Raw genomic sequence first — 26120 nt, 5'->3', positions numbered from 1 at the left:
CTTTTCTGGCGCTTCTGGCGGTAATGGCAGGCGCCTTCGGCGCACACGGCCTGCGCGGCCTGGTCAGTGACCGGGGACTTGAAGTTTTCCAGACCGCCGTCACATACCAGATGTATCATTCCATTGCGCTGGTTCTGTTGGCTTTGCTCAGCGGGCAGGGGCTTCCCCGGAAATGGCTTGGTTGGTCGGCAGGATTTTTCCTCGTTGGCATTCTGCTGTTCAGTGGCAGTCTTTACCTGTTGGTGCTTACGGACATCCGCTGGATCGGCCCGATTACGCCTCTGGGCGGCATGTCTTTCATGGTGGGCTGGGCGCTGTTAATAACCTCCGGTCTCCGCCGGAACAATTGATGAATACAGAGGTGCAAGAGTCACGATGCAGGTTCAGGTGAATGGCGATGCAATGGAGCTGCCGAAAGGCGCAACCGTTGCCACGCTGATTGAAAAGATGGCTCTCGCGGGCAAGCGGCTGGCGGTCGAGGTAAACGAGGACATCGTGCCACGCAGCCAACACCCGGAATTTACCCTGAGCGATGGCGACCGTGTGGAAGTCGTTCACGCGATTGGCGGCGGTTAAACTGGCCGGTCCGCCCGACCCGGCAACCACAGCGGTTTCCGTCCTCCCGTATTCAAATTATTCAGGAACTTTATGACAGAGACATCCGAAATCCAGCTTCCAGAAGACAGACCGCTAGAAATTGCCGGGCGGGTTTACCAGTCCCGTCTGCTCGTTGGCACCGGGAAATACCGTGACATGATGGAAACCGGTCATGCCATCGAGTCGAGCGGTGCAGAAATTGTTACCGTTGCCGTTCGCCGCACCAACCTCGGCCAGAATCCGGATGAGCCGAACCTGCTGGATGTGGTTTCCCCGGATCATTACACCATTTTGCCGAACACCGCCGGTTGCTACACCGCCAAGGATGCCGTGCGCACCTGTAAGCTGGCCCGGGAGCTCCTGGATGGCCATGATCTGGTGAAACTGGAAGTCCTCGGCGAGGAGAAGACCCTCTATCCGAACATGACCGAAACGCTGGTGGCCGCTGAGGAGCTGATCAAGGATGGCTTCAAGGTGATGGTCTACTGCTCGGACGACCCGCTGCTGGCCAAGCGCCTGGAAGATATGGGTTGCGTGGCCATCATGCCGCTGGGCGCGCCAATCGGTTCCGGACTGGGTATCCAGAACCGGTACAACATCCGGTTGATCGTGGAAAACGCGAAGGTACCCGTACTGGTTGACGCCGGCGTCGGCACTGCGTCAGACGCTACCATCGCCATGGAGCTGGGTTGCGACGGCGTATTGATGAATACCGCCATCGCCCAGGCCAAAGACCCGATCAAGATGGCCAATGCCATGCGCCTCGCCATCGAGGCTGGCCGGGAAGCCTACCTGGCAGGCCGGATGCCTAAGAAACTCTATGCCAGTGCATCCTCGCCCATTGATGGCACCTTCTTCTGATCTCGGGCACAATCCTGACTAACGATAACCGAGGGCCGGCGCAAAACGACCGGCCCCGACAACGATAAATCAGAGCGCTGCTGTCCTGCCATGACTGATCAGAAACCCAGTCGCCGCGAGGCGATTCTTCATGCCCTTGTGGAACTCCTGGAGACGGATCCGGGAGCCCGCATCACCACCGCCGGCCTTGCAAAATCCGTGGGTGTTACCGAGGCGGCCCTGTACCGACACTTTCCCAGCAAGCGGAAGATGTTCGAGGCGCTCATCGAGTTCGCCGAGGAGGCGGTGTTCTCCCGCTGCCAGGTGATCCTGCAGGAGCAGGAGGATGTGCGGGTTCGCCTTCAACAGCTGGTACATCTGGTGCTGGTTTTCGCAGAACGTAATCCCGGCCTGTGCTGCGTGCTGACCGGAGACGCCCTGATGGGCGAAAACGACACTTTGCGCAAGCGTGCCTCCCAGTTTTTCGAGCGCCTGGAAACCCAGGTTCGCCAGACCCTCAAGGAAGGTGAAATCCGCCAGGGTTTACGGCCCAGAACCACGTCTGCCCGCGGTGCGGATTTTGTACTGGTGTTCGTTGAAGGCCGGATTCAGCGATTTATCCGGTCTTCGTTCTCGCGGTTGCCCTCGACCGACTTCGACGAGAGTTGGGGTCTGGTTGCTGAGGGTGTTTGGGGCTGACCTTTTCGTTCGCCTCTTAAAGATTTCCTAGCCTGCTTGGTCTGGAGTTTAGGCGAGGGCAGAAAGGGCTTTCCCGAAACCGCTACGAGCACCCCTTCGGGGTCCAGTCAGCAATCACAGATTGCTGCCGTTCGTCTGTCGCATGAAGCTTCGCTTCATAAACGCTCCGCCTCACCCATGTGCGCTTGGCGTCGGCCATCCATGGCCGCCGACATTTCGGGAAAGCCCTTCCTGCCCCCGCCTATCAGACTCTTGAGATATATCTCCTCAATCCTACCTGCACACTCAGTCGTACCCAGAGGCAGACCGGAGAATAGACCGAACAGGCTCCCAGACAGCCGGCGCCGAGATCAGGATATCGCGGCCCCAGAGGTCCGCCGGATAGCCTTCAGGTACTTCGCTGAAGTGGCCCGCTGTGGCTCCGGCTTCCAGGGCGATCAGGCGGGCGGCGGCGAAGTCCCAGGGGCTGACGTTCTCGTAGTAGATATCCAGTCGACCACAGGCCACCCAGCAGATATCCAGGGCCGCCGAGCCAATACGGCGCAGGTCTCGGCATTGGTGAATCATCGCATCCAGGCGTTTGACCAACGGCTCGAGGGCGTCCTTGGTATAGGGAAAGCCGGTGGCGAACAGGGAGTCACGCGGAACGGTTGCTCCGCTGTGCCGGATGGGGCGGCCATTCAGCGTCGCGCCTTCTGAGCGGGTCGCCCGGAAGGTTTCGCCGGGGAAAGGCGCATGCACGACACCCACCTGAACGCGACCTTTTTCGGCGTAGGCAATTGAGACGGCTACCTGGGGATGGCCGTAGGCGTAGTTCACTGTGCCGTCGATGGGGTCCACGATCCAGAGAGGAGTGTCCAGTTCTTCCGCCTGGCTCAGGTCCGGCATGGTTTCTTCGGAGAGGATTCGATGGTCTGGGAAACGCTTGCGGATGGCGCCGGTAATGAATTCGTCGGCCATCACGTCGGCGTGGGTGACCAGTTCGGTCTGGTGTTTGTAGTCGGTGCGCAGGGCGTTTTTGTCCCGCTCGCGGCGAATCAGTTCGCCGGCTTCGCGGGCCAGGTTTTCGGCAAAGTCGGTAATCTCGAGCAGAGAAACAGAATCAGACATGGCGCCCCCCGTTAATATCCCCTAGGAATGAGGACGCCAGTCTAACACGGCAGAATCAGAGGCTGTTCAGCCACTGCTCCATCTTGTCCATGGCCAGAACCAGTCTTGGACACGCCTGCTTGACGAAATCGTCGCCCAGCTCCTGTTCGGCATAGTCAGTGCCGGCGAGGTGCAGGGATTCGGTTCCATCGAAGTCAACAAAGGCCAGTCGGGCCCCAAGATGATCCGGCACAAAGCCGAAGTCGCTGGCGGGCAGGATGGCGACGCCGGTGTTTTCCAGCAGAGCCTGGCAGAAGGCCTGGCTGGTTTTGATGTCTTTCCTGGCCAGTTGCTCCCGGAACCCGGAGAAGTCGGGGAACAGGTAGAACGCACCTTCCGGTTTCTGGACCACGGCGCCCATCTCGGTCAGGCGGCGATGCATGTACTCGCCCACAACCTTCAACACACGGCGGGACTGTTTCAGGTATTCATCAATGTCCTCACCGCCGTTGAACGCCGCGATCGCTGCGTGCTGGATTGGTGCGCTGGTGGCGGTATAGGTCTCGCTGGCGATGATCGCCATGGCGTCCTGCAGCGGCCTCAATTCCCGGGGGAAAATAAATGTGCCCAGGCGCCAGCCACCGGCACCGGCCCACTTGCTCAGACCCGTACTGATGATGGTGCCTTCGGGGTAATAGCGGGCGATGGATTTGTGCCTGCCCTCGAAATGCACTTCGCCGTAGATTTCGTCCGACAGCAGAATCAGCTTGTATTTGCGGGCCACGTTGGCGATGGCCAGCAGCTGGTCGTCGGTGTAGGTGCAACCCGTGGGGTTGGACGGGTAGTTCAGGATCAGGATCCGGGGCCGCGAGGGATCATCGCGACAGATGATATCCAGCTCTTCGGCGGTCAGTTGCCAGTTGTTTTCGGCATGGGTCGGCAGCCAGTGTACGGAGCGCCCGATGATCCGGGCTTGCGGCGCATAGGAAACCCAGCTCGGGCTGGGGATCAGGAGGTCCCCGTAGTAGGCCAGCTGGAGCATGAACAGCAGCTCCTTGGAACCCGGGCCGATGAGCACGTCCTCCCAGGTACAGTGCATGCGTTCGCTCCGGCGGATGTAACCGGCGATGGCCTCACGCAGGCCTTTGAGGCCCTTGACCGGCAGGTAGTCCTTTTCGTGGGCGTGCTCTTTCAGCGCCTCCACCACGCGATCGGGCACCGGGAAGGGGGATTGCCCCAGCCCGAGTTTGATAATGTCCTTGCCTTCGGATTTGAGGTGATTGCTCAGCTCATTGATGCGAAGGGTGGCTGAGGGCTGAATGCCCCGAACGTTCAGGTTGATCGCGTAACGGTGGTCGTTTTGGATGTCCATTGTCCCTGTCTGTTGGTTGGAAATGACCCCAACAGTATAGAAAACCCAAACATAGGTGTGATGCCGCAGCGGATAGGTGATTGCCGCAGTTTGGCATCAGACTTTGGTCGCGGCTAACGGGATTTGATCCAGACTTCCACGCGCCCGTTGCGAGAGTTGCCGCTGCCGCCCACTGGCATGTACTGGCCATAACCCGTGTAGGCAACCTCCGGCACGTTCACTTCCTGCAGGGCCTTGCGGACCGACAGGGCCCGAAGCTCGGAGATCATCTGGGCTCGCAGCTCGTGGCTCTGGGTGTCGGCAAATCCGATCAATAACAGGTCATCAGCGGATCGACCGTTCTGGAGCAGGTACTGCTGAACCCGCAGCAGGTCGCGGCGCGCCTTGTTATCGAGCTTGGTTCGACCTTCGGAGAAGCGGAAATTGACGGTCAGACGATGGTAGTTACCGGTCAGTCGGCGAAAGCTCTCGGGCGTCGAGTCGTCGAACTCCGGCTTCACCGCGATGGGGTTCTGTGAAATGAACCCGGATTCGGCCACCAGTGCCTGCCCCTGCTGGCCGAGGGCGAATCCGATCAGGCCGGCGGAGAGCGGCGGGACATCACTTCCCGGCGTGTACATGAACAATCGACGTGACAGCGGGTAGTCCTCACTGGCGACGGTGAGCTGATTGGGGCGCAGAGCTGGCGCTTTGCCTTCCGAGATGGCCAGCAGTTTGCTGTCTCGAACCGAAGCCAGGCCGGAGAAGCCGATGCCGGAGGGATCCCGGCTAACGTCATCGGATAGCTGGTCGTTGGATTCGTAGCGCCTGGCGGTGTTGTCCAGTTCGAACTCTTTCCCCAGTACCAGGGATTTGAAGGTGTCCCAGGTCCCGGAACGGTCGTCCCTGGCGTAGAGTTGAATGGGGCGATCCGGGCCGCCCAGCTCTGACCAGTTCCGGATCTGTCCGGAGAATACCCGGCCCAGGGTCTCGATACTCATTTTGCTGACGGGATTGGAGGGATGAACCAGAATCGCCAGTCCATCGATGGCAATGACGTGCTCGCTCTCTGGCGCATTGAGGTCGGCCCTGGCACGAAATTGCTCGGCCTCCTGTGGTTTTACCGGCCGGGAAGAGGCCCAGATGTGGGCTTTGCCGGCGGCCAGGGCCTTGAAGCCGGTGCTTGAACCGTGCGCTGCCACCAGCACCTCCGTCGCCCGGTTGTTCACCGGTGTGCGCAGAACTTTTTCGTTCTCCACGCCCGTGCCCCTGGACGTAACCTGCCCGCCGCCGTGCTCTTCCAGGTAGCCGGTGACCAGCATGGGTGCCAGGGTAGCGCCGACGGTATTGGAACCATGAATTTCCAGATCATAGGCCTGGGCCTGGAACGCCATTATCGTTGGCAGTAGCAGCCCCGGCAGTTTTGAGGTCATCCGTGTAAATCGCGGCATTTTGATAAAAGCCTTTACCAGTCAGTTGGTTGGAGCCGAGAAGGATGCTTCAGGAATATGACAGTTGTGTTTCATCGGTCCCACGTAATGGAGGTGCCCGGGCGGGGGCTGTAAAAAAATGTTAAGCAGTACGCGGAGAGCAAGGGCGCGCTGGCCTATAGTGAGTCATCCGCCGTAACAAAAATAAACACAGCGGGCAGAGGCTCATCCATGGATGCCATCACATCAGAAACGGGGCAGTCTGTTGCCTGTCGCACTCAGCCGCTTCCTTTGAACAAGGTGTTGCTGGTTGATGATCATGCCCTGTTTGCCCAGGGGTTGGCCGGTTTAATCCGGCAGGAGGGGCTGGCCGAATCTGTTATAACGGCCAGCTCGGTTGAGGTTGCCTCAAGTCTCCTGGCCCGCCAGGACGATTTTCAGCTTATCCTGCTCGATATTGCACTCCAGGGCGAGACGGGGCTGGCCTTGTTACCGAGACTGGCAGTCCACCGGGACCCACCTCCGGTGGTTATCATTTCAAGTAGTGAAGATGAGGCGACGGTGCGGGCAGCAAGGGCGGCCGGTGCCAGTGGTTTTCTGGCGAAATCTGCCGGTCGGTCGGCTCTGGTGAGTATGGTTCGGTCTGTTAGTCGTGGTGAGGGTTATTTCCCGGGCGGCCTGGAACCCGTGGCGCAGGATCTGTCATTGACGCCACGGCAAATGGATGTGCTTCTCCTCCTGGCACAGGGCTTCCCCAATAAACGCATCTGCCAGAGTCTGAACCTGACGGAACACACGGTAAAAACCCACCTCAAGGCCATCTTCACCCAGCTTGGTGTTCATAACCGGACGGAGTGCGTGAATCTGGCTCGTGCACGCGGTTGGCTGTGAGGGCCGCCGGTAACCGCACCCAAAACACAGACCCCCGTCCGGTCCCTGTTTCGACGCCACAGGTTCCCTGCATCAGGGCAACGAATTCCTTTACGATAGTCAGGCCCAGACCCAGGCCGGGGTAGTCTGTCTGGCCCTGGCCCCTGACGTAGGGTGAGAACAGGGAATCGTTCAGCTCGGGGGGCACGCCGGTTCCGTTATCCGAGACCTCCAACAGAACTTGCGTACCCACGCTGCGTGCAGACAGGTGAATACGATTGCCACCGCTATGTTGCACCGCATTGAACAGCAGATTCTGGAGGACCCGGGACAGCAGGGACGGATCGGCCATGACCTTGAGGTTGCCAGTGCCCTGGTCGATTTTCACTGTCACGTCACTGTTGCCCGATGAATCAGCCATCAGATCATTCAGATCCCGGAAAATCGGCGCCAGTGAGGTGGGCCGGATATCAGCCTGCACCATGCCCTCATTCAGTCTGGCGCTGTCAAAGACGGTGCCGAGAAGGCGGCGAAGATGTCGGACCATATCCTTCAACTGCCGGGTGGTGGAGCCGTCCTGGCCAGGCGAAAGGTTCTCCAGCGTTATGTCGATCACGTTCAGGGGCTGGCGAAGGTCATGGCTGGCCGCGGTGATCAGTTCGGTTTTTCGCCGGCTTTCATCCCTGGTTGCCTGGTGCAGTCGATCCAGCAGTTGACGATCCAGGAAGTGTGCACGGTGACGGTACTCGCTGGTCCAGGCGCCCACCATGCCAATGATGTTGGCCGTGGTCAGAAAGAACAGATTGGTGGCGAGGGCGGCGCCGGACATGCCGTTCAACAGCTCGATCATCAGGTAGCTGATCACCAGTACCAGTGACACCAGGGACGCGTTGAAAAACGGCAGCCCCATGGCGAAGTATCCGAACATGAGCATCAGGATCATGCCCTCGTAGGGCAGTGGATACCCGGCCTGCCGCGCCGCCGCGATGATCGCCACCACGCTCAGGCCGCCCATGAGATAGGCGAGGGTATAGATGCGTTCAAAGTTGATGTCGGAAGGAACTGGACGGTAGGCGAGCCAGATCACAATGGCAATTACAGGGCAGGTAATCGCGAGCCGGATGGATACTGTGACCTGGGCCAACTCGGCAGGGAGGGTCAGTGCATCCATCACCGCGTAGATCAAAAACAGGATCAGCCCGGCGATCGAGACTGGCCTGGCCCGATGCCTGATCAGGCCGGCTCGTGATCGCCGGAAGGCCTCTTCGAGGTCTGGCGTGAAGCGCAGGTTGCGGAATCCGGCGGTCTGCTGCTGTTCGATCTGCTCGGTCGTCATGGCCGTGTCCAGTATCGCGTGGGTCTCCGGATTGTATCTGGCACGGCCCACGTCTTCGGGAACCCGGGCACATTCTGGTCAGCCGTTGCCCAGCATTTTCAGTCGTGCCCAGGTTCTGTCCTGCTGCTGCGGGAAATGTCGCTCCAGTAATGCCTCCCGCTGTTTCTCCAGATCAGCGTCAGCCAGTCCTGACGAGGCTTCCCGGTCCACCGCTTCCCGGAAGTCTTCGAAACGCTGGTCAAAGTGTTCCCGTTGCTTCAGGTAATTCACGACGCTCTCAACGCCTTGCTGGTTCACGCCCAGCTCGGCCAGTTGCCGTCCGGCTTCCTCGGCCGAAGACGCCGATTCGATGGCTGCAGTTCGGGCTTGCTGCTGCCGGGTGCTGGCATGCAGGTGTTGTTCCGTCGTTCTCAGTTGCTCTGGCAGCTGGTTGCGGTGCCATTGGACGAGCGCCTGTTTGCCCTGCTCGCTGAGGTCCGTGCGTTGCTGAATGGCAAGGGTCGCCAGGGTGTATTCACTGTAGGCCTCTTCGAGCCCGAAGAAAGCCCGGTGGGACTCGGGACTGAAGGTGGCAGACCTCAGCTGCTTGAGCTGTGCCAGAGCGTCGCCCAGCGCAGCCAGCTGATAGGCCGGCTCGCCTGCCCGTGCAGGATCGAGGCGCGTCTGCATGACCTGAAGGGATGCCTGCTTATAGGCGAGGTATTCGTCCAGCAACGCCATTGCCTGAGCAGATGCGGGCTCTGGCAAGTGAGTCCTGGCCATCGTCTCGATCTGTTGAATGGCTGTCTCCGGAGCGACTTCGCCGACTGTGCTCAGGAAGTAATCGAAGAAGTCGCGGACCTGGAGGTTGATGACAAGCTCACCGTTGTCATCGGCGGTCAGCGCACCGTCGATTTCCGTGCCTGAAAGTGAGGCGGCAAAGGGTTGCGGTCCGAGCGAATCGGGTGTCGTGGCAGGCCCGGACTCCTGACTGAGGTTTTCTAAGCGCCCTTGCTCGCCAGACTCCTGCGAAGGTCTTGTTGAGTCGGCCAGGATGGCGGATTGCGTTGGCTTTGAAACCGCGCTGCTGGCTTGTGTCGGTGCGGTATCGGTGAGGCCGTACCAGAGACCACTGCCGGCCAGAATGGCCGACAGGGCACCGGGAAACAGCCATCGACGGGCTTCGATGGATGTCCGTTTCATGGTTACCTCACAGACCGCGGTTTTTAAGCCGGTTGGCCTGGGTGCGGTAAAGGGTGACCGGGTTGGTCCACAGAGAACGCGCACCCAGGAGGTGGTTGATGGCATCCACATGGTTCATGTCGTAGTGGGTGCCGATCACCCGGCCCATCATGGTGGAGCAGACGCCCACAAGACCGTCGTTGGGCTCGCTACCGAAAGCCAGGGCGGTCACGCCCAGGAAGGGGTCGGTAATGTCGAACACATTGGTCCACACGCCCCGTCCGGTCCAGGAAAAGAACTTGATGCGGTTGCCGTCGATCCAGACATCTTCACTGGTGCCGGCGCAGCTATTCCTGTTGACGCCTTTCCAGCCAAGGGCGTCGTTGAGGCTGGTTGTTCCGGGTGTGGTGAGGGTTTCCAGAGCTGCCAGCCCGTTCTGCGGATTGTCCGCACCGGACAATGCATTCACCAGGTCCCCCAGGGCGTTGGCTATGGCATTGGCGCCGCCCTCGACGTAGCTGCCGGGTGGCAGGATGCCCCGAACCACATCGGCTACTTTGGAGCCCTTGTTGACGCCATCGATGGAGGTGATCGAGGCAATACGGTGAGGAATCAGGGCTGCGGTTACCCGGGAGGTTGGCGCGCCCTGGCTGTGGGCCATCAGGTTGACTTTTGAATGCCCGAGGCTGTTCACGTAGTTCGCCAGTTGCTGGCCGCGCTGTTCACTGCTGTTGACGAAAGAAACGCTGGCGGAATAGACCCGTGCGCCACTGCGCTCAAGATTCCAGGGGATGGTATGGAAATAGTTTACAAGACCGCCAATGGTGTTGAACCCGGTGACACCATGAACCAGAACGATCGGATGGCGGGTCTGGGTATAGCCGGCGAAGCTTGTGAACGAGGCGGACAGCAAGGCCAGCCCCAGCAGAACTGCTGTGGTAAATCGAATACGCATGTGTGACTCCTGTTGTTTTTGTTGACGGCTGCATCAGGCAGCCGACGGTCGTCGATGCGTTGTCGATTATTGGTGTCTAAGGAACGATCAGGAATCGCCCAAATGGGTGAGGACAGGGAGGCTGCGTATTCAGGAAAACCGGTGGGGTTCCAGTTCCATATGCTGGATGCGTTGGCCCAGCATGATGATACGCCCGGTGTAGCGTTCCTCGCCGGTAGACGTGAAATCGAACAGGAAACGGCGCCACACGCGGATCTTTCCCTGGTCGTCGCGCTTGAACCAGAGACCACGGAGGAATACCGCATCATCCAGCAGCATCACGTCCATGCTTTTGCAGTAGCGATGCGCCGCCTGCAGCACGAAATCCTTGATGGCTTTGGCGCGCCACCAGTACCAGACAGCGAATCCGGCCACGAACAGCCAGAACAGGGTTCCAAGGGTCACGGTTGCAGCGATCTTCCACGGTTGGTCAGAGGGTTGATCGCCAGCCTACCCTATTGTGTCGGCTCGGGGAATCGCTTACCGCTTTCAGACACGGGTGCCGGTAACAGTCGATCGACCAGCATCTGCAGGAAATGGCTGGTAAGTAGCTGGGCCTGATCCACGTTATTGCCCAGGTTTTCGGATTCTTCCCGGGCGTTTTCACTGCTCTGGACCGAGCGGTTACCCAGCTCCAGCAGTCGTGCCGCCTGGCGTTCCACCTGAACGCTCAACGCGGCCTGTTGCTCGGTGGCACCCGCCACTTCGTGGGTGCAGGTGGTTATGACATCGACATCTTTCAGTGTTGCCTCCAGGGTTTCACTGGCTTCACTGGCGATGCCCGCCGTCTGCTGGCAGCAGTGGGTGCCGCTGTTGATCACCTCGACCACTTCGTGGGTTTCGGTTTGCAGGGCGCCGATCATCTCTTCGATCTTTCGGGTGGATTCGTGGGTTCTCTGGGCCAGGCCTCGCACCTCATCGGCAACGACGGCAAAGCCGCGTCCTGACTCGCCAGCGCGGGCGGCCTCGATGGCGGCATTCAATGCCAGCAGATTGGTTTGCTCGGCGATGTCCGAGATGACGTCCAGAACCATGCCGATGGCGTCGCTTTTTTCAGACAGCGTCTTCATGCGTCCATTGGCAACGGTGAGCTGTTCCTTCAAATCCGACAATGACTGGTTCATGGAGGTCATCTGACCACGACACTGGCCCGCTGACTGGCGTGCATCGTCTGTTGCCTCGTGAGTACGGGCGGTCAGCTCACTGACCCGACGAACGCTCTCTGCCAGTTCCTCGAAGGCCCGGGTTATGTCCTGGATATCATCCTGCTGGCTGCGAATGCTGGCCACCGAGTTGGCAACCCACTCGACGGTGCGCTGTTTCCGGCCATGGAGCTTGCCGACGTTGGCATGCATGCGGGCGGAAACCGCCCTGAGTACCGCGTCCCGTTTCTGACGATCGAATTCGATCCATGCGCCTTCATCCCGACGGCCGGTATAGACCCAGGGCATGGCCGGATGCGCTTCGCAGCAGGCCGCCCTGGCACTGCGCATCATCGGTAGCGCCAGCCAGAAAAAGACAATGAATACCGACAACACGAGCCCTTGCAACAACAGCAGGTGAGGCAGCGTCAGCTCGGACAGGCCAAACCAGGCAAGCGCGAAAGCGAGCAGTCCATAGAGACAGCCGATTTTCAGTGACAACGGCGGGCTGATCGCCAGGTATCGGCGTGGCACCTTGCCCCGGTTCCAGGCTGCGTACAGTTTTTCGGCCCGGGCAATCTGGTCTGGCCGGGGACGGGTGCGAACCGACTGGAATTCAACAATTTCACCGTCTTTGCGGATCGGGGTGACAAAGGCGTCCACTGTGTAGCCGGCCACTTCGGCGAACTCTTCATTGGCGGCGGTGATCTTGCCGCGAAGGTCGGTGGTGGTGATCAGGTGATAGTGGTCCGGGTATCCCCGTTCTTTTTGGCTGACGGGTTCGTTGATTCGCATGAAGTATTCTTGCCTCGGTATCGGTTCTCGTGACGTTGACTAACTATCGGCCGCCTTCTGTCTGTTCGATATCCGGTTATTGCAAAAATTGAACGTTTCTTCATGTTTTCTCCTGCTTTGGTCGTAGCAATTGTGTTTTTGCAATATGTGGCTAGGTTGGCGACAGATACTGATTATGCTGGTGACTGCAACTGGTCTGACCAGGTTCAGGGCTGCACGAAGGGAGTGAGCAGTGCATGCAGGTATTACAACAACAAGATTTCAGGGCGCTGGTGGATAACCACCCCAGGGCAATCATGCTGTCGACGACGGAGCCCAGAATTGCCTATGTGAATCGGATGTTCCGGTCTGTAACCGGGTACCAGGCGGAGGAGGTGGTTGGTCAGGCGCCGTCGATGCTCAGCTCCGGGCTTCATTCGCCGGAGTTCTATCAGGCCATGTGGAAAAGCCTGAGTGATTACGGGCGTTGGGAAGGGGTGATCTGGAATCGTCGCAAGAATGGCGAGACTTACCCCCAATGGTTGACGATTTATCCTGTGATCCGCGACGGGCGACAGTTCTTTGCCGGTGTCTTTACCGATGTTGGCGACATTGCTGCCGGCGATGAACGTCTGGCCTCGCTGGCCTATTACGATCCGCTGACGGAGCTGCCCAACCGTTCGCTGTTCCAGGAGTTTCTAAAAGCTCGTGTGGCTCAGCGGGAGCGTGACGGCGGATGTTTTGCGGTGCTGTACGTCGATCTCGACTTCTTCAAGTCTATAAACGACTTGCACGGACATGAATGTGGCGATCAGGTGCTGCAGCAGGCTGCCCAGTGTATAAAGAGTGTTCTGCGAAAGGGCGATGTGGTTGCACGGCTTTCCGGCGATGAGTTCGCGGTTATCATCGAACTGCAGAATGATGAGGACCTGGAGAGTGTATGTCAGCGCATGACGCAGATTTTCCAGGCGCCGATCATCTTAGGTGCGCGGGAGTACTTTCTGTCGGCATCGGTTGGCGCTGCCGTCTACCCGGGTCATGGCCGAACCGGTGCTGAGCTGTTGCAAAATGCAGATCGGGCAATGTACTCGGCCAAGATGGCGGGGCGGTCCTGCTACCGGATTTACAGTGCTGTGGATACCGAGAGGGGGCGGTACAGGCAGCGTCTTTCCGAGGCGTTGATCGCATCGGTGAAGACCGCCCCAGAGGAATTCAGTGTGGTCTATCAACCCCAGTACCACCTCGCGACTGGTGAGGTCGCTGTGGTGGAGGCGCTGCTGCGCTGGAATCATCCGGAATTCGGCCCGGTATCACCGGGGGATTTTGTTGCCATTGCCGAACAGCGGGGCCACATCCATGAGCTGACCGAGCATCTGGTGCGGTGTGTGTTAGCCGATCTCTCAGACAAGACGGCAAGGTTACCTGAAGGGCTCGGTCTGGCGATCAATATTTCGGCGCGTCAGATTACCGATTCCCGTTTGGAGGCCTTGCTGACGCCGCTGTTTGAACGCATTCTTGGTGTGGGCTGGGTACCGGAAATCGAGATTACTGAAACCCATCTGATGAATTTGTCGCGACAATGTCTGAACCGGCTGCAGGAATTCGGCGAGCAGGGCGTGGTGGTTGCGATCGACGATTTCGGGACCGGCTACTCTTCTCTCGCCTATTTGCATGCGCTTCCTGTGCAGGTCTTGAAGATTGATCGTCAGTTTATATGGCGTCTTGGCGGAAAATCCCGCGATTCCCGAATCGTCTCGGCGATCCTGGGAATTGCCGAGGCCCTCGATCTGGAAGTGGTTGCCGAAGGTATCGAGACCGAGGAGCAGCACAACAAACTGCGGGAGTTGAACTGCCACCGTGGGCAGGGTTTCCTGATGGCCAGGCCAGCGCCCTGGCAGAAACTGATTCCCTTATTTTTTGATCGAAATCAAGATTAGGTCAGTTCGATGCCTTTCCACGGGCATTTTGCAAGATTTGGCTAGGTCGGACACCCCGATTATTTTAATAAGGGGCAAACTCTCATCCCGGATCTCTATGCCAAATACTGCGCCAGAACTGGAACTCGATGCCTATCTTCGACTTAATCGTGCCTCCATCGCTGAGTGGCTGGCCGCGATTCGCGAGTTGTCCGGGTGTGACGACATCGACTGCTCCCTGTTTGAGGGCAGTGGCCACCAGGTAGGTGCCTTGACGACGCTGACCACCGAGCGTGGCCGCCTGATCTGTCTGTATGCAGCGGAGGGCATGGAAATTACAGGCTGCCGGGCGACTGAGCCTGTTTTCCTGTTACCGAGGGCCGGCAACCCCGAGATCGCAACACGTGATGAACCCTGGCAATACCTGAGCGGGCTGGCCCTGGCATGGCCGGAAGACCGGTTTCGATTGCGTCTGACGCCGAGATCGAGGGTATTGATTGTCAGGCTGGAACCGGACTTTTCGGCGCCGGTTGTTCCCGATGCAAGTGACGTCTGTCTGTCAAACTACGAAGAGCTCATCACCTGTTATCTTCATCGGGCAGCTTTCTTTCGGGATGATTCGGATGCCATCAGGCTCACGAATGAGCTTTTCTGCAACCTGACACGCCTCCCGGTGAAATCGGATTTTGCCTGTCAGTGCCCGAAACTCGATCGTCGGTTACTCCGGGCCATCGAAAAAATCAGATACGAGCCGGGCTGGGACTTCAACCTTCAGGAACTGGCCAGCCATTCCGGCGTCAGCGAACGTAACCTCTACTATCTGATGAAACGGGAAACCGGTATGACACCTTACCGGTTGTACCAGCGAAACCGGCTGCTAAGAGTGCGTCAGCGTCTGGTGGACTGCCAGTGCGACGTGCCGCACATCTCATGGTATGCCGCCGATGCAGGCTTTTCCCACCTGGGGCGGTTCGCGGCCCTGTACCGGGAACACTTCGGGGAATTGCCCAGCGAAACGGTTCAATGGCGGCGAAACCTTCAGGGCAGTGGAGCTGGCAAACCGATTGTGGAAGAGCCGGACCTGTTGATGTCCTGAGGTGATTCACAAAAAAGCCCGGCTCACGTTGCCGTGGCCGGGCCTGATGCCTTACTCCGGGTCAGTGGGCGGGGGCCGATTTACCTTCGGATTCGGACCCGTTGCCGTACTCATCGGAGGCTGAACCGTGATGATCACGGCCCAGCAGGATGTAGAACGCCGGCAACACAAAGATGGTGAACAGGGTGCCGATACCAAGACCTGCGCTGATCGTCAGGCCGATGGCAAAGCGGCTTTCCGCGCCCGGGCCAATGGCAATCAGCAGCGGTACCATCGCAAAGATCAGCGCCAGTGATGTCATGATGATTGGCCGCAGGCGAATCGCCGCCGCCTCGATCACTGCATCCACCTTGTTAAGTCCGCGCTCCTTCTGCAACTGGTTGGCAAACTCGACAATCAGGATGCCGTTCTTGGAGACCACTCCGATCAGCGTTATCAGCCCCACCTGGGTGTAGATGTTCATGGTGGCGAAGCCAAGCACGATGAACGCCATGGCGCCGGCAACCGACATGGGCACCGAAACCAGGATGATGAACGGATCCCGCCAGCTTTCGAACTGGGCCGCCAGCACCAGGTAAATCACCAGCAGCGACAGGAAGAAGGTCACCATCAGGGCGCTACCCTGGGTCGCCAACTGTCGGCTCTGACCGGTGTAGTCGTAGCTGAAGCCCTGGGGGAAAACCTCAGCTGCGGTCTGCTCCATGAAGTCCATGGCAGTGCCGGCGGCAATCCCCGGCATAACCACGCCCTGAAGTGTCAGGGAGTTCTGCTGGTTGAACTGGGTCCGGTTGGACGGTTCAACATCCTGGCTGAAGCTCACCACGCTGCCCAGTGGTACCAGTTCGCCATTGTCGGCACGAATGTAGTACTCATTGAGCGCCTGGGCGTCCAGCCGGAACTGCTGGTCAACCTGTGGAATCACCTGGTAGGAACGACCTTCCATGCTGAACCGGTTGATGTAGCCGCCACCAAGCATGCTCGACAGGCTCTGGCCAACGTCCTGCATGGACAGGCCCAGGTCGGCAACCCGGTCCCGGTCAACGTTGATGCGGGTAATTGGTCGATCGAAGTTGATGGACTTCTGCAGGAACATGAAGTTGCCACTGCCCATGGCCTTGCCCAGCAGCTCATCCGCAACCTGGTCCAGCTGCTCATAACTGCTGCCGGTGGTAATCACGAACTGGAACGGCAGGCCACCGCCGGAACCGGGAAGTGAGGGCCTTGGGAAGACCGCCGTCTGAAGACCGGTGACATTTTTGAGCTCCGCATCCAGCAAAGGCTGAGCTTCGAACTGGCTGATGTCACGCTCGCTCCATGGAGCCATCTTGAAGCCACCAAACACGGCGTTCGGTCCGGTAATGCCGATGATCATGAAGTCTTCATTGTAACCAGGAACGGTCGACATGCGCTCCTGTATCTCATCACCATGCTCGGTCAGATAATCAAGCGTTGAAGTCTGAGGTCCAAGCCCTTGATAGAAGAGAATCCCCTGGTCTTCAGTGGGCGCGAGCTCGTTCTGGCTCATCATGACCATGAAGTAGATCGAGCCAAGCACTACAAGAGCAAAGAAGATCACCACTGATTTGGTTTGCATCAGGGACGACAGGGCTGATTTGTACCCCGAAGCGATTCCATTGAAAGACCGTTCTACCAGATTTTCGAATTTCCCCGGGTTGCCGTGAGGCTTGAGAACCATGCCCGAGAGCATTGGTGAGAGGGTCAGCGCCACGATACCTGAAATAACGACCGTGCCGGCGAGCGTGAAGGCAAACTCCGTAAAGAGCGAGCCCACCAGTCCGCCCATGAAACCAATGGGTGCATAGACGGCCACCAGCGTTGTGGTCATGGCGATGATAGGCACCGCCATTTCACGGGCACCGTTTATGGCGGCATCGAAGCGCGATTCGCCCTGTTCAATGTGTCGGTGCACGTTCTCTACCATGATAATGGCGTCATCCACCACCAGGCCGATGGCCAGCACCATGGAGAGCAGGGTGAGCAGGTTCAGCGAGAAACCAAACATCAGCATGATGAACGCACCGCCAACCAGCGACAGTGGCACGGCGACGGAGGGAACAATCGACGCCCGGATGGAACCGAGGCACAGGAATACCACCACCAGAACGATGATCATGGCTTCCAGCAGTGTCTGGATAACCTCGTTGATGGAATCCTCGATGAAGTCCGAGGCATCGTACGCCAGGCGCACATCCAGACCGGAAGGCAACTGGCTTTCGATATCCGGTAACTGGTCTTTTACCAGACCGGCGACCGTCAGAGGGTTGGCCCCGGGAGCCAGCTCAATAGCGACATAGGTGGCCGGCTGGCCTTTGTACAGAGCCAGTTGATCGTAGGTTTCAGAACCCAGCTCAACCCGGGCGATGTCCTGCAGGCGGATCTGAGTGCCATTGGATTGCTTGACCACCAGATTGCGGAACGCATCCGGATCACCCACATCGGTGTCGCTGGTCATACTGATTTCGGTGTAGGTGCCCTTGGTGTTACCGACGGCAGCCTGGTAGTTATTGGCCCTGAGTCTGGCCACCACCTCCTGGGGTGTCATGTCCACCGCCGCCAGGCGTTCCGGATCCAGCCACACCCGCAGGGCGAATTTGCGGCCCAGCAGTTCCGCTTTGCCCACTCCTGAGAGCGCCTGGAGTCTGGGCTGGACCACGCGGGTGAGGTAATCGGTGATCTGGGGTACGGCCAGCTCGTTACTGTAAAAGGCAATGTACATCAGCGCCGTCGAATCACCGGTGGTGGAGGTTATCACCGGATCCTGGGCTTCGGCCGGCAGGACGTTCCGCTGGCTTGCCACCTTGGCCTGTATTTCCGCCAGGGCCGCGTTGGCGTCATAATTCAGCACCATCTTTGCTTCGATGGTGGAGGTGCCCTGGGAACTGGTGGATGTCAGATAGTCGATGCCGCTGGCTTCAGCGATTGCCTGCTGCAGCGGCGTGGTGATAAAGCCCTTGATCAGGTCTGAGCTGGCACCGGGGTAGGCCGTAGTGACCGTCACGGTGGTGCTCTCGAGCTCGGGGTATTGCCGGATCTCCATTTCCATGGCCGCCCGGGCGCCCAGGAGCAGGATCAGCAGGCTGACCACCGTCGCCAGGACGGGACGGTGAATAAATATGTCAGTGAAGCGCATTACTCAGACGCCCCCTGCTTCTGGTCTTCTTCCTGTATGGCCACCTGCTGGCCAGCGCGCAGACGCAGCAAACCCTTCTCGACGACGGTTTCGCCGGCCTCCAGGCCGGACAGAACGGCAACACGGGTGTTACGGGTTTCGCCGGTGGTTACCGTGCGGCGGCTAACGACCAGATTGCCCTCGTCGTTCTCCTCAACCACAAACACGAAATCGCCATAGGTGTTGTAGGAGATTGCAGTGCGTGGCACGGTCACAACCTCGTTGTCTTCCGGCTGCTGTGTCAGAACGGTGGCAAACATGCCGGGGCGCAGCAGGTTGTCCGGGTTGGAGAGCGTGGCGCGGACACGGACCGTCCGGGTTTCCGGGTTGACCGAGGTGTTGATGGCGCTGACGGACCCTTCAAAATCCTGCTCCGGAACGGCAGCGACAGTGGCGACTACCGGATAGCTGGTCTTCACGTTCGGCAGGTTTTTCTCGGAAAGGGTATAGTCGACGTAGATCGGATCCAGCATGTTGATCTCGACAATCGGGGTGCCGGTGGCAATATACTCACCCTGGTCGACCATCCGGATACCCAGCGTGCCATCAAAGGGCGCCCGAATGATTTTTTTGCTCAGTTGTGCTTCGGCTTCATTCACCCTTGCGCGGGCCGCGTCGAAATTGGCCTTGGCTTCATCGTACTGAGACTGGGACACTGCGCGCTTGGGGAGCAGGTCGGACACCCGCTTGAACTCCTGCTCGGCCAACTGTGCCTCGGCGCGACGTGTGCGCAGGGCGGCTTCATCGATTGCTGAATCAATCCGGATCAATACATCACCACGGCTGACCTGGTCACCGGATTCGAAATTGATGGTCTCAATGACGCCGGGCACTTCGTTGGCCACCTGGATGCCGTTGATGGCTTCAACACTGCCGACAGCCTTGATGGCGGGCGTCCAGGCTTCTTTCTGGGCCTCAACCGCGGAAATCTGGGCGGGTGGCTGAGGCTGGGACATCTGCTCTTGCATCTGGCCAAACTGGTAGAACTTGTAGCCGAAGATGCCTCCGAGCACTACGCCGAGAAAAATAATGACGATTATAAAGCGGGAAGCAGTGCGCATGGTTCGGGTCCTGGGGATCTGTGTCAGATTTTGGGAATCATAGCATGCTACAAAATCAGGGTCGCTATTGTCACCGGGTTGTAAGTATTTCTATCTAGACTCCGGGTTTGCCGGATTTGACAAGCATCAAGGCTGTCTGGGTGTTTTCATGAGGGGCGGCTTTCCCTGCAGGGTGCTGGTAATGTAGCTCGCGTCGATGACAGAATTACGACGGTATTCAGGGTGAGGATCAATAATGCAGTGGATTCTGGGGCTTGCGTTGGCAGCCGCCGTTTTTGTGATTCTGAAACAGTGGGGCGCGTTGTCCGCGGAAAAGAAAAAGGCGGCCACCTGGAAGGTGATCCTCGTGGTCGGTGGAGCCTTGCTGGTGTTCATGGTCCTGACCGGACGCGTGCATGTGCTCACAGCGGCAGTTGCGGCTGTGATTCCCCTCTTGCGCAAGCTTCCCGCCTTGTTGAAATTTGCTCCGGAAATCAACCGGTTCATGGGGAGGAAGCCGGGGCAAGAAAGCCGTGAGCAGGCGAGTGATCATTCTGGCTCGGGCACTGATCTGGCTGGGCAGATGTCAGAACGAGAGGCCTGCGATATTCTCGGGGTAAAAGCCGGCTGCTCTGAAGAGGAAATCGTGATGGCGCATCGCCGGCTCATGCAGAAACTTCACCCCGACCGGGGCGGAAACGATTACCTGGCAGCCAAACTGAACGAAGCCAAACAGGTACTTCTCGGCAAGCGACAGGCCTGATTCAGGGCAGAATATCGACTCGGACTTCAAAACTGCGATTGTCGGAGCGGCTACTGTTCACCTGATAGGTAATTCCACTGCGCTCCTGGCTGGAATGGGTTGCTGTGCTACCCAGTGACACCCACTGTCCCGGCTCAACTCGGCGAATGGTAACGACCGCTTCCGTTTCATATCCGTCCATATTTGCCGGTTCCTCCTCGAACGAGACAATGCTCAGTTCGACCGCCTGATCGGAAATGACCTGGGGACTGACCAGGAACCCGCTGCGGGTTTCGACCTGTTGCAGGAAAGCCGCGGGATTACGACCGCCGCGAATGGCGACTGGAATCGTCCGGACCTGGCCCGACGTAATGTGTGCCGACTGGCCATCCTGCATCACGATGGTTCGCTCCTGGGCGCTGCCGGTCGTGGTAACACGGCGTTCGGCTGAGAGTTCGGCCCGGCCGTTAGACGCGGAAATGCCGGCACCTGAGCGCTTGCCGCCGCTATCCGTTCTGGACCGAACAGTGATCCTGACCTGAACGGGCGCTACATCAAGCGTTTCGACAAGCCGTCCGATTTCGTCCAGCAGGTCGGGTTCACCGCGTACCACCAGTTGTTGGCCCCGGGCGGTCACGGTTACCGGCGAGCCCTGGTAAAGCTCGCGGATCTGCACCGCCACATCGTCGCCTGGTCGGTTATTGAGCTGGTACACGCGAGATTCCGCCTGGGCCAGAGCCTGGCTGGAACAAAGTCCCAGCAGCAGAACAAGAAAAAGCTGCAGGGGGTATCCTCGGACAAAAACGACCATTCAGTGCTCCAATCCTTCTGTCGGAGTCGAAAAAACTCCGACACACGGGTTGCCAAGGTGAAAACCAGGGGTATATATTGAAAAGCATGAAGACGACACACGCGACCTGTCAATTGAATGTTTTGCAAGCTTTCGGCGCCAAGCCGGCGGCTGCCGTCGCTGCTGTGTTTTTCTGGTGGTTTGGTTATGGCTTTTATTTTAGCCAGAGCCGGGGCCGCCCATAGGATCTTCATCGAACGAATAACGAGGAAGGCAGCCCGGCAGAAAACCCAGGCTGCCACCGGACTCAAAAAGCCCCGACTGGTAGCCCAGCCGGGGCTTTTTTGATTCTGACGCAGGGAAACGGGAACACTGACATGAACATGCCCTTGAACACTGAACTGACACACCAGGATGCGGAGACTCAGGCGCGGCACCGACAGGAAGTGGTTCTGCCGACGCCCGCGGAGCTGAGACTTGAGATGCCGGCCAGTGCCGCTGTCGTCCAACAGGTAGAAGATCAGAGGCAGGCCATCCGGGACATTCTACAGGGCGAGGACAGCAGAACCCTGATCGTAATGGGGCCGTGTTCCATACACGATGAGGTGGCGGCCCTGGAATACGGGAAGAAGCTGAAGGCCCTGGCGGACGACGTCAGCGACCGCTTCCTCATCGTTATGCGGGCGTATCTGGAGAAGCCCCGGACCACGGTCGGCTGGAAAGGGCTGCTGTACGACCCGGAGCGCACAGGAGAAGGCGATCTGAATGAGGGGCTGCGCCGCTCCCGCCGCCTGCTATTGAATCTGGCGGCCATGGGTTTGCCGCTGGCCACCGAGGCCCTGAGCCCGTTCGCCATGGATTACCTGGGTGACCTGGTAAGTTGGACTGCCATTGGTGCCCGAACCACCGAATCCCAGGTACATCGTGAAATGGTCAGTGGCCTGCCGATGCCCACCGGCTTCAAGAACGGCACCGATGGCGGTATTGCCGTGGCAACCAACGCCATGAAGTCGGCATCCCATCCTCATCACCACCTTGGGGTGTCCGCGACCGGGGCGCCGGTCATGATTACCACCCGGGGCAACCCTGATACCCATCTGGTGTTGCGCGGTGGCCGCGGTATTACCAACTATGATGCTGCAAGTATTGAACAGGCCGTTAGAGCCCTGGCAGAAGCCGGATTGTCGACTGCGGTGATGGTGGACTGCAGCCATGACAATGCCTGCAAGCAGGCCGAGCGACAGCTGGATATTGCCCGGGAAGTAATGGCACAGCGCCGTGCCGGCAACCAGCACATCCGTGGTTTGATGCTGGAAAGTTTCCTGGAACCGGGCCGCCAGGACGATGGTGAAGACCTGCGCTACGGCTGCTCGATTACCGATCCTTGTCTGGGATGGGCGCAGACGGAGGCTCTGATCCGCTCACTGTAGACAGTAGCAGCTGGCCTGCCAGTAACAGCAGAACACCGCCCATCAGCCGGTCCAGCCAGTGGCCAAACCGGTTAAACCCGCGGCGGATCCGGGGCAGGGTGAAGAAAACAGCGACCATGGCAAACCACAGCCCCGTGGCCAAAGCCATGTAAATGCCGTAGCCGGCCTGGAGCGCAATGGGCGTGCCCGGGCTGATCACAACAGAGAACAGGGAGACAAAAAACAGCGTTGCCTTGGGATTCAGGGCATTGGTCAGGAAACCCAGTCGCAGGGCGGCAAGACCGGATTGCCCTCCCGTCGGGGCCTGTTCTACATGAACGCCACCGGCCCGGGCCCTCAAACACTGAACGGCAATCCAGGCAAGGTAGAGTGCCCCCAGCACCTTGAGAACATTGAACAGCATGATCGATTGCTGGATCAGCAGGCCGATTCCGAGCAAGGAATAGCAGACATGCACCAGAATGCCCCCGCCGATACCGATGGCTGTCAGCAGCGCGTTCCTTCGGCTCTGGCAGAGCGCCTGTCTGAGCATCACGGCAAAATCCGGGCCGGGGCTTGCCACTGCCAGCAAGTGGACGAGGGCCACCGTCAGAAATTCCGGCCAGTAACTCTGCATAGTTCCAACTCCTCTCCTGAGCCTGCCAAGGTCTGAAAAGTCTGACAGCATAGGCCGAATCCGGTCTTTTTTCACGGTATGGGTGAAACTTGCCATGACTTCTATACTGAGGTCTCACCCGTTCCAACCTTCCGTGTTCCCCGATGCCGGGAACGCCTGTCAGGAGACCTTGTATGGAAAAGCGAGCCGTCGACGTTGCCATTATCGGAGCCGGTACCGCAGGAATGGTGGCGTATCAGCGTGTGCGCAAGGCGACCGAAAGAGTAGTACTGATTGAGGGCGACCAGTATGGGACCACCTGCGCCAGGGTCGGGTGTATGCCCAGCAAGCTTTTGATTGCGGCCGCCGAAAACGCGCATCAGATGCAGCTTGGCGACCTGTTTGGCGTGTCTGCCGGAGCGATCAGAGTTGATGGCAAACGGGTTATGGAACGGGTGAGAACCGAGCGGGACCGTTTCGTTTCTGGCGTGATTAACTCGGTCGAGAAGTTTCCGGAGGCGCACCGGTTGAGAGGTCACGCCCGGTTTGTCGGCCCGAATCATCTGGTCGTTGGCAACAACCTTGAGGTGCAGGCCGGCCGGATCATTATCGCTACCGGTTCACGGCCCAACATTCCCGGGTTTCTGAAAGAGGCCAAAGACCGGCTGGTGGTGAATGATGATATTTTCGAGTGGCAGGATCTGCCGGACTCGGTGGCGGTATTTGGTCCGGGCGTGATTGGCCTGGAGCTCGGGCAAGCCTTGAGCCGGCTTGGGGTCCGGGTGCGAATGTTCGGGGTTGGCGGGGCCGTCGGTCCCATCCAGGATGACTCCATCCGGGACTACGCCCTTAAAATCTTTAACGAAGAGTTCCCGCTGGATCCCGATGCGGAGGTCAAGAACGTTGAGCGGGTTGATAAGGGTGTTGCCATTACGTTTGTGGATGGGGATGCCGGTGAAAAGACCGAAACCTTTGATTACCTGTTAGCAGCTACCGGCCGTCGTCCGAATGTGGACGGGCTGGATATCCAGAACGCCGGTATTGAGCTCGATGACAAGGGCCTCCCCCTGTTTGATCCCCATACCCTGCGATGTGGCGACAGCCACATATTCATCGCCGGTGATGCCAATAACAGCCTGCCGCTGTTGCATGAGGCGGCCGACGAGGGCCGTATCGCGGGCGACAACGCGGCGTCTTACCCGGATGTTCGGACGGGACTTCGCCGTACCCCGTTGGCGGTGGTATTCACCGATCCGCAGATTGCGACCGTAGGCCTGACCATTCACCAGGTGGACGAGCGGTGTCGCGGTTGTTTCGCCGTGGGTGAAGTATCGTTCGAGGATCAGGGGCGCAGTCGGGTGATTGGCAAAAACCGGGGGCTACTGAGGGTTTATGGTGAGCATGGCAGTGGCCTGTTCATGGGAGCCGAGATGTTCGGCCCTGCGGCGGAACATATTGCCCATCTGCTCGCATGGTCGGCCCAGCGACGACTGACCGTCAGCGAAATGCTGGAAATGCCATTTTACCATCCGGTTATCGAGGAAGGCTTGCGGACGGCCCTGAAAGACCTCAACCGGAATCTCAGTATCGGACCGGTGCCAGAAGAGGGCTGCACCGATTGTGGGCCGGGTGTTTGAGCCGGCCCTTGATCAGAATCAACAGGTGTGGGGCTGAGTCTGGGATAAAGTTCCGGTTGCTGTCCTTGCGTTCCGCTGGCGGCGGGCCCAGATCTTTTCATGGAAGAAATAGGCAACGGTGTTGATGGCCGGCTCCACCATGGCGATCAAACTGCCAATCAGGATGTCACCCGTGAGCAGATATGCCACGGTGAAGGCCACTGTAAAATGGGTGAGGGCGAACGTTACCGTTTTGATCAGCGACTGGTCGCCATTCGTGCCATGGTTATGGACAAACAGTTTTAACGTGCTCATGGTCATCTCCGGTTTCGCTCGTGGTTCATTGCTTATTTAAGACCGGGTGAGAATGATTGTTAAATGAATTGTATTGAGAATGAGGATAGCTTCGGGCTATTTATTTGACTCCTTTCATAGCATTATTCAGCGTCGCTATTAACGAGATTAGCAAACTAAACTTCCCGACCGTGTTTGGTCGGTCGTATACTTTTTGAAACGTCATACATAACTGCCAAGGAGATGCGTTATGGGTAAGAACTTTATTGGTCTTGATACTGAAAAAACAGCACAACTTGCTGATTCCCTGAATGATCTTTTGTCCAACTATCAGATCTTCTACATGAATGTCCGTGGCTACCACTGGAACATCAAGGGCGACAACTTCTTCGAGCTGCACGTGAAATTCGAAGAGCTGTACGATGATCTGTTGCTCAAGATTGATGAGATTGCAGAACGCGTGCTGACGCTTGGCCATCGGCCGGCTCACGCCTACAGCACCTATATTGAGCGGTCTGAAGTGCCCGAGCGCAAAGATGTATCAGACGGCAAGGAAGCGATGGAGAACATCGTGGAAAGCTTTGCCAAACTGATCGGCAAACAGCGTGCGTTGCTCAGTCTGGCGGGTGACGCGGAAGATGAGGGCACAGTTGCCCTTATGAGTGACTACATCTCTCAGCAGGAAAAGACTGTCTGGATGTATCGGAGTTACCTCGGCCATTGAGTCGATTGAAGTTACGGAATGGCGACCTTCGGGTCGCCATTTTTTGGTGCGCCCGGCACGGGCGCACTCCTGGAGGTGCAAGTCCTCCCGTGAGCTGGCCACAGCGAACGAAGTGAAGCGCAACTGCGGAAGGGTGACCGACCGTGGGGAGGAAGCGTGGAGCGTAAACCGTGAGCCGATGAACAAGAATCGGATATGAGGCACTGCCAAGCAGGGCGAGCGGGCCAAAAGCCGCGAAGCTCTTGTGGCCAAGGCGAAGTGGTGTAAATCCGGCGGTTGTGCGGCGAAGGAGTGTGTTCTTACCCGGGGAGATCTCGCCTCATGCCTGAAAGGGCGACGTGGCAACACGGAGCGAGAAGTCAGCAGAGGCCATAGTAACCGCTAACACAGGGCGAAGGGCCGAA

The 26120-nt window shown here is 58.5% G+C and carries 24 protein-coding genes; 11 read left to right on the top strand and 13 right to left on the bottom strand.

The features are described 5' to 3' along the window. Positions 1-23: 23 nt before the first annotated feature. From SIC15_RS18145 to slmA, 4 genes are all read left to right on the top strand, one after another. A complete protein-coding gene (locus SIC15_RS18145) occupies positions 24-350 on the top strand; it encodes a DUF423 domain-containing protein (protein WP_412537631.1) in 327 nt (108 codons plus the stop codon). 25 nt (positions 351-375) lie between these two features. Further along, positions 376-576, top strand: a complete 201-nt coding sequence (gene thiS / locus SIC15_RS18140; RefSeq protein WP_069182069.1) for a sulfur carrier protein ThiS — start codon at positions 376-378, stop codon at positions 574-576. 72 nt (positions 577-648) lie between these two features. Continuing rightward, entirely contained in the window at positions 649-1458 is an 810-nt protein-coding gene (locus SIC15_RS18135; RefSeq protein WP_069182068.1) for a thiazole synthase, read from the top strand. A gap of 90 nt (positions 1459-1548) precedes the next feature. After that, positions 1549-2136, top strand: a complete 588-nt coding sequence (slmA, locus tag SIC15_RS18130) for a nucleoid occlusion factor SlmA (protein WP_008173360.1) — start codon at positions 1549-1551, stop codon at positions 2134-2136. A 285-nt stretch (positions 2137-2421) separates the two neighbouring features. On the opposite strand, the gene SIC15_RS18125 is transcribed toward slmA, so the two are convergent. The 3 genes from SIC15_RS18125 to SIC15_RS18115 all read right to left on the bottom strand — a co-directional run bounded on the left by SIC15_RS18125 (position 2422) and on the right by SIC15_RS18115 (position 6027). Continuing rightward, a complete protein-coding gene (locus SIC15_RS18125; protein WP_412536619.1) occupies positions 2422-3246 on the bottom strand; it encodes an inositol monophosphatase family protein in 825 nt (274 codons plus the stop codon). 55 nt (positions 3247-3301) lie between these two features. Then, positions 3302-4597 carry a pyridoxal phosphate-dependent aminotransferase gene (locus SIC15_RS18120; RefSeq protein ID WP_412536618.1) on the bottom strand — a complete coding sequence of 432 codons (1296 nt, stop codon included), beginning with the start codon at positions 4595-4597 and terminating at the stop codon, positions 3302-3304. A 113-nt stretch (positions 4598-4710) separates the two neighbouring features. Further along, on the bottom strand, positions 4711-6027 hold the full coding sequence (locus tag SIC15_RS18115) for a substrate-binding domain-containing protein (RefSeq protein WP_412536617.1): 1317 nt from the start codon (positions 6025-6027) through the stop codon (positions 4711-4713). A gap of 210 nt (positions 6028-6237) precedes the next feature. Between SIC15_RS18115 and SIC15_RS18110 the strand changes: the two genes are divergently transcribed. Beyond that, on the top strand, positions 6238-6897 hold the full coding sequence (locus tag SIC15_RS18110) for a response regulator transcription factor (RefSeq protein ID WP_412536616.1): 660 nt from the start codon (positions 6238-6240) through the stop codon (positions 6895-6897). Here the strand turns inward: SIC15_RS18110 and SIC15_RS18105 are convergent. The 5 genes from SIC15_RS18105 to SIC15_RS18085 form a co-directional block, all read right to left on the bottom strand. Then, positions 6830-8212 (bottom strand): sensor histidine kinase, encoded by a 1383-nt coding sequence (locus SIC15_RS18105; protein ID WP_412536615.1) that lies wholly within the window; start codon positions 8210-8212, stop codon positions 6830-6832. The genes SIC15_RS18110 and SIC15_RS18105 overlap by 68 nt on opposite strands. 78 nt (positions 8213-8290) lie before the next feature. Further along, positions 8291-9394, bottom strand: a complete 1104-nt coding sequence (locus tag SIC15_RS18100; RefSeq protein WP_412536614.1) for a lipase secretion chaperone — start codon at positions 9392-9394, stop codon at positions 8291-8293. Between the two features lie 7 nt (positions 9395-9401). Next, positions 9402-10328 (bottom strand): esterase/lipase family protein, encoded by a 927-nt coding sequence (locus SIC15_RS18095; RefSeq protein ID WP_069182060.1) that lies wholly within the window; start codon positions 10326-10328, stop codon positions 9402-9404. 129 nt (positions 10329-10457) lie between these two features. Next, on the bottom strand, positions 10458-10772 hold the full coding sequence (locus tag SIC15_RS18090; protein ID WP_069182059.1) for a DUF3301 domain-containing protein: 315 nt from the start codon (positions 10770-10772) through the stop codon (positions 10458-10460). 50 nt (positions 10773-10822) lie between these two features. Next, a complete protein-coding gene (locus SIC15_RS18085) occupies positions 10823-12304 on the bottom strand; it encodes a methyl-accepting chemotaxis protein (protein WP_412536613.1) in 1482 nt (493 codons plus the stop codon). A gap of 236 nt (positions 12305-12540) precedes the next feature. Between SIC15_RS18085 and SIC15_RS18080 the strand changes: the two genes are divergently transcribed. Together SIC15_RS18080 and SIC15_RS18075 are read left to right on the top strand one after the other, a co-directional pair. Then, on the top strand, positions 12541-14220 hold the full coding sequence (locus SIC15_RS18080) for a putative bifunctional diguanylate cyclase/phosphodiesterase (protein ID WP_412536612.1): 1680 nt from the start codon (positions 12541-12543) through the stop codon (positions 14218-14220). Between the two features lie 97 nt (positions 14221-14317). After that, entirely contained in the window at positions 14318-15295 is a 978-nt protein-coding gene (locus SIC15_RS18075) for a helix-turn-helix domain-containing protein (RefSeq protein ID WP_412536611.1), read from the top strand. A 61-nt stretch (positions 15296-15356) separates the two neighbouring features. On the opposite strand, the gene SIC15_RS18070 is transcribed toward SIC15_RS18075, so the two are convergent. Then, positions 15357-18446 carry an efflux RND transporter permease subunit gene (locus SIC15_RS18070; RefSeq protein WP_412536610.1) on the bottom strand — a complete coding sequence of 1030 codons (3090 nt, stop codon included), beginning with the start codon at positions 18444-18446 and terminating at the stop codon, positions 15357-15359. Continuing rightward, positions 18446-19546, bottom strand: coding sequence for an efflux RND transporter periplasmic adaptor subunit (locus SIC15_RS18065; protein WP_069182054.1), 1101 nt, complete (start codon positions 19544-19546; stop codon positions 18446-18448). Before SIC15_RS18065 ends, SIC15_RS18070 begins: the two co-directional genes overlap by 1 nt. 235 nt (positions 19547-19781) lie before the next feature. Between SIC15_RS18065 and SIC15_RS18060 the strand changes: the two genes are divergently transcribed. After that, entirely contained in the window at positions 19782-20288 is a 507-nt protein-coding gene (locus tag SIC15_RS18060) for a DnaJ domain-containing protein (protein WP_069182053.1), read from the top strand. Position 20289: 1 nt separating this feature from the next. Here the strand turns inward: SIC15_RS18060 and SIC15_RS18055 are convergent, their stop codons facing one another. Next, positions 20290-21078: a secretin N-terminal domain-containing protein gene (locus SIC15_RS18055; RefSeq protein ID WP_412536609.1), complete on the bottom strand. Its 789-nt coding sequence runs from the start codon at positions 21076-21078 to the stop codon at positions 20290-20292. 356 nt (positions 21079-21434) lie between these two features. Between SIC15_RS18055 and SIC15_RS18050 the strand changes: the two genes are divergently transcribed. Continuing rightward, positions 21435-22487 carry a 3-deoxy-7-phosphoheptulonate synthase gene (locus SIC15_RS18050; protein WP_412536608.1) on the top strand — a complete coding sequence of 351 codons (1053 nt, stop codon included), beginning with the start codon at positions 21435-21437 and terminating at the stop codon, positions 22485-22487. Here the strand turns inward: SIC15_RS18050 and SIC15_RS18045 are convergent. Next, a complete protein-coding gene (locus SIC15_RS18045) occupies positions 22432-23103 on the bottom strand; it encodes a LysE family translocator (protein ID WP_136630059.1) in 672 nt (223 codons plus the stop codon). The two genes, SIC15_RS18050 and SIC15_RS18045, sit on opposite strands and share 56 nt — an antisense overlap. Positions 23104-23276: 173 nt before the next feature. Here SIC15_RS18045 and SIC15_RS18040 point away from each other — a divergent pair, with 173 nt between their 5' ends. Beyond that, the gene (locus tag SIC15_RS18040; protein ID WP_412536607.1) at positions 23277-24719 is read left to right on the top strand and encodes a dihydrolipoyl dehydrogenase; all 1443 of its coding nucleotides are present in this window, start codon (positions 23277-23279) and stop codon (positions 24717-24719) included. Between the two features lie 18 nt (positions 24720-24737). Here SIC15_RS18040 and SIC15_RS18035 read toward each other — a convergent pair whose 3' ends face one another. Then, positions 24738-25013: a DUF2061 domain-containing protein gene (locus SIC15_RS18035; RefSeq protein WP_412536606.1), complete on the bottom strand. Its 276-nt coding sequence runs from the start codon at positions 25011-25013 to the stop codon at positions 24738-24740. A 229-nt stretch (positions 25014-25242) separates the two neighbouring features. On the opposite strand from SIC15_RS18035, the gene SIC15_RS18030 reads away from it, so the two are divergent. After that, on the top strand, positions 25243-25716 hold the full coding sequence (locus tag SIC15_RS18030) for a Dps family protein (protein WP_069182047.1): 474 nt from the start codon (positions 25243-25245) through the stop codon (positions 25714-25716). Positions 25717-26120 lie beyond the last annotated feature (404 nt).

Origin of the sequence: Marinobacter sp. MIT932201 (assembly GCF_047123295.1) — a bacterium.
GTDB lineage: Bacteria > Pseudomonadota > Gammaproteobacteria > Pseudomonadales > Oleiphilaceae > Marinobacter > Marinobacter salsuginis.
The sequence above is the reverse complement of the archived record's forward strand: the minus strand, read 5'-3'. Positions and strand labels throughout refer to the sequence as shown.

Bases quoted from the DNA above. Each gene is read 5' to 3' on its own strand.
- SIC15_RS18145 (WP_412537631.1), top strand. From the start codon at position 24: ATGGCAGGCGCCTTCGGCGCACACGGCCTGCGCGGCCTGGTCAGTGAC.
- thiS (WP_069182069.1), top strand. From the start codon at position 376: ATGCAGGTTCAGGTGAATGGCGATGCAATGGAGCTGCCGAAAGGCGCA.
- SIC15_RS18135 (WP_069182068.1), top strand. From the start codon at position 649: ATGACAGAGACATCCGAAATCCAGCTTCCAGAAGACAGACCGCTAGAA.
- slmA (WP_008173360.1), top strand. From the start codon at position 1,549: ATGACTGATCAGAAACCCAGTCGCCGCGAGGCGATTCTTCATGCCCTT.
- SIC15_RS18125 (WP_412536619.1), bottom strand. From the start codon at position 3,246: ATGTCTGATTCTGTTTCTCTGCTCGAGATTACCGACTTTGCCGAAAAC.
- SIC15_RS18120 (WP_412536618.1), bottom strand. From the start codon at position 4,597: ATGGACATCCAAAACGACCACCGTTACGCGATCAACCTGAACGTTCGG.
- SIC15_RS18115 (WP_412536617.1), bottom strand. From the start codon at position 6,027: ATGCCGCGATTTACACGGATGACCTCAAAACTGCCGGGGCTGCTACTG.
- SIC15_RS18110 (WP_412536616.1), top strand. From the start codon at position 6,238: ATGGATGCCATCACATCAGAAACGGGGCAGTCTGTTGCCTGTCGCACT.
- SIC15_RS18105 (WP_412536615.1), bottom strand. From the start codon at position 8,212: ATGACGACCGAGCAGATCGAACAGCAGCAGACCGCCGGATTCCGCAAC.
- SIC15_RS18100 (WP_412536614.1), bottom strand. From the start codon at position 9,394: ATGAAACGGACATCCATCGAAGCCCGTCGATGGCTGTTTCCCGGTGCC.
- SIC15_RS18095 (WP_069182060.1), bottom strand. From the start codon at position 10,328: ATGCGTATTCGATTTACCACAGCAGTTCTGCTGGGGCTGGCCTTGCTG.
- SIC15_RS18085 (WP_412536613.1), bottom strand. From the start codon at position 12,304: ATGCGAATCAACGAACCCGTCAGCCAAAAAGAACGGGGATACCCGGAC.
- SIC15_RS18080 (WP_412536612.1), top strand. From the start codon at position 12,541: ATGCAGGTATTACAACAACAAGATTTCAGGGCGCTGGTGGATAACCAC.
- SIC15_RS18075 (WP_412536611.1), top strand. From the start codon at position 14,318: ATGCCAAATACTGCGCCAGAACTGGAACTCGATGCCTATCTTCGACTT.
- SIC15_RS18070 (WP_412536610.1), bottom strand. From the start codon at position 18,446: ATGCGCTTCACTGACATATTTATTCACCGTCCCGTCCTGGCGACGGTG.
- SIC15_RS18065 (WP_069182054.1), bottom strand. From the start codon at position 19,546: ATGCGCACTGCTTCCCGCTTTATAATCGTCATTATTTTTCTCGGCGTA.
- SIC15_RS18060 (WP_069182053.1), top strand. From the start codon at position 19,782: ATGCAGTGGATTCTGGGGCTTGCGTTGGCAGCCGCCGTTTTTGTGATT.
- SIC15_RS18055 (WP_412536609.1), bottom strand. From the start codon at position 21,078: ATGGTCGTTTTTGTCCGAGGATACCCCCTGCAGCTTTTTCTTGTTCTG.
- SIC15_RS18050 (WP_412536608.1), top strand. From the start codon at position 21,435: ATGAACATGCCCTTGAACACTGAACTGACACACCAGGATGCGGAGACT.
- SIC15_RS18045 (WP_136630059.1), bottom strand. From the start codon at position 23,103: ATGCAGAGTTACTGGCCGGAATTTCTGACGGTGGCCCTCGTCCACTTG.
- SIC15_RS18040 (WP_412536607.1), top strand. From the start codon at position 23,277: ATGGAAAAGCGAGCCGTCGACGTTGCCATTATCGGAGCCGGTACCGCA.
- SIC15_RS18035 (WP_412536606.1), bottom strand. From the start codon at position 25,013: ATGAGCACGTTAAAACTGTTTGTCCATAACCATGGCACGAATGGCGAC.
- SIC15_RS18030 (WP_069182047.1), top strand. From the start codon at position 25,243: ATGGGTAAGAACTTTATTGGTCTTGATACTGAAAAAACAGCACAACTT.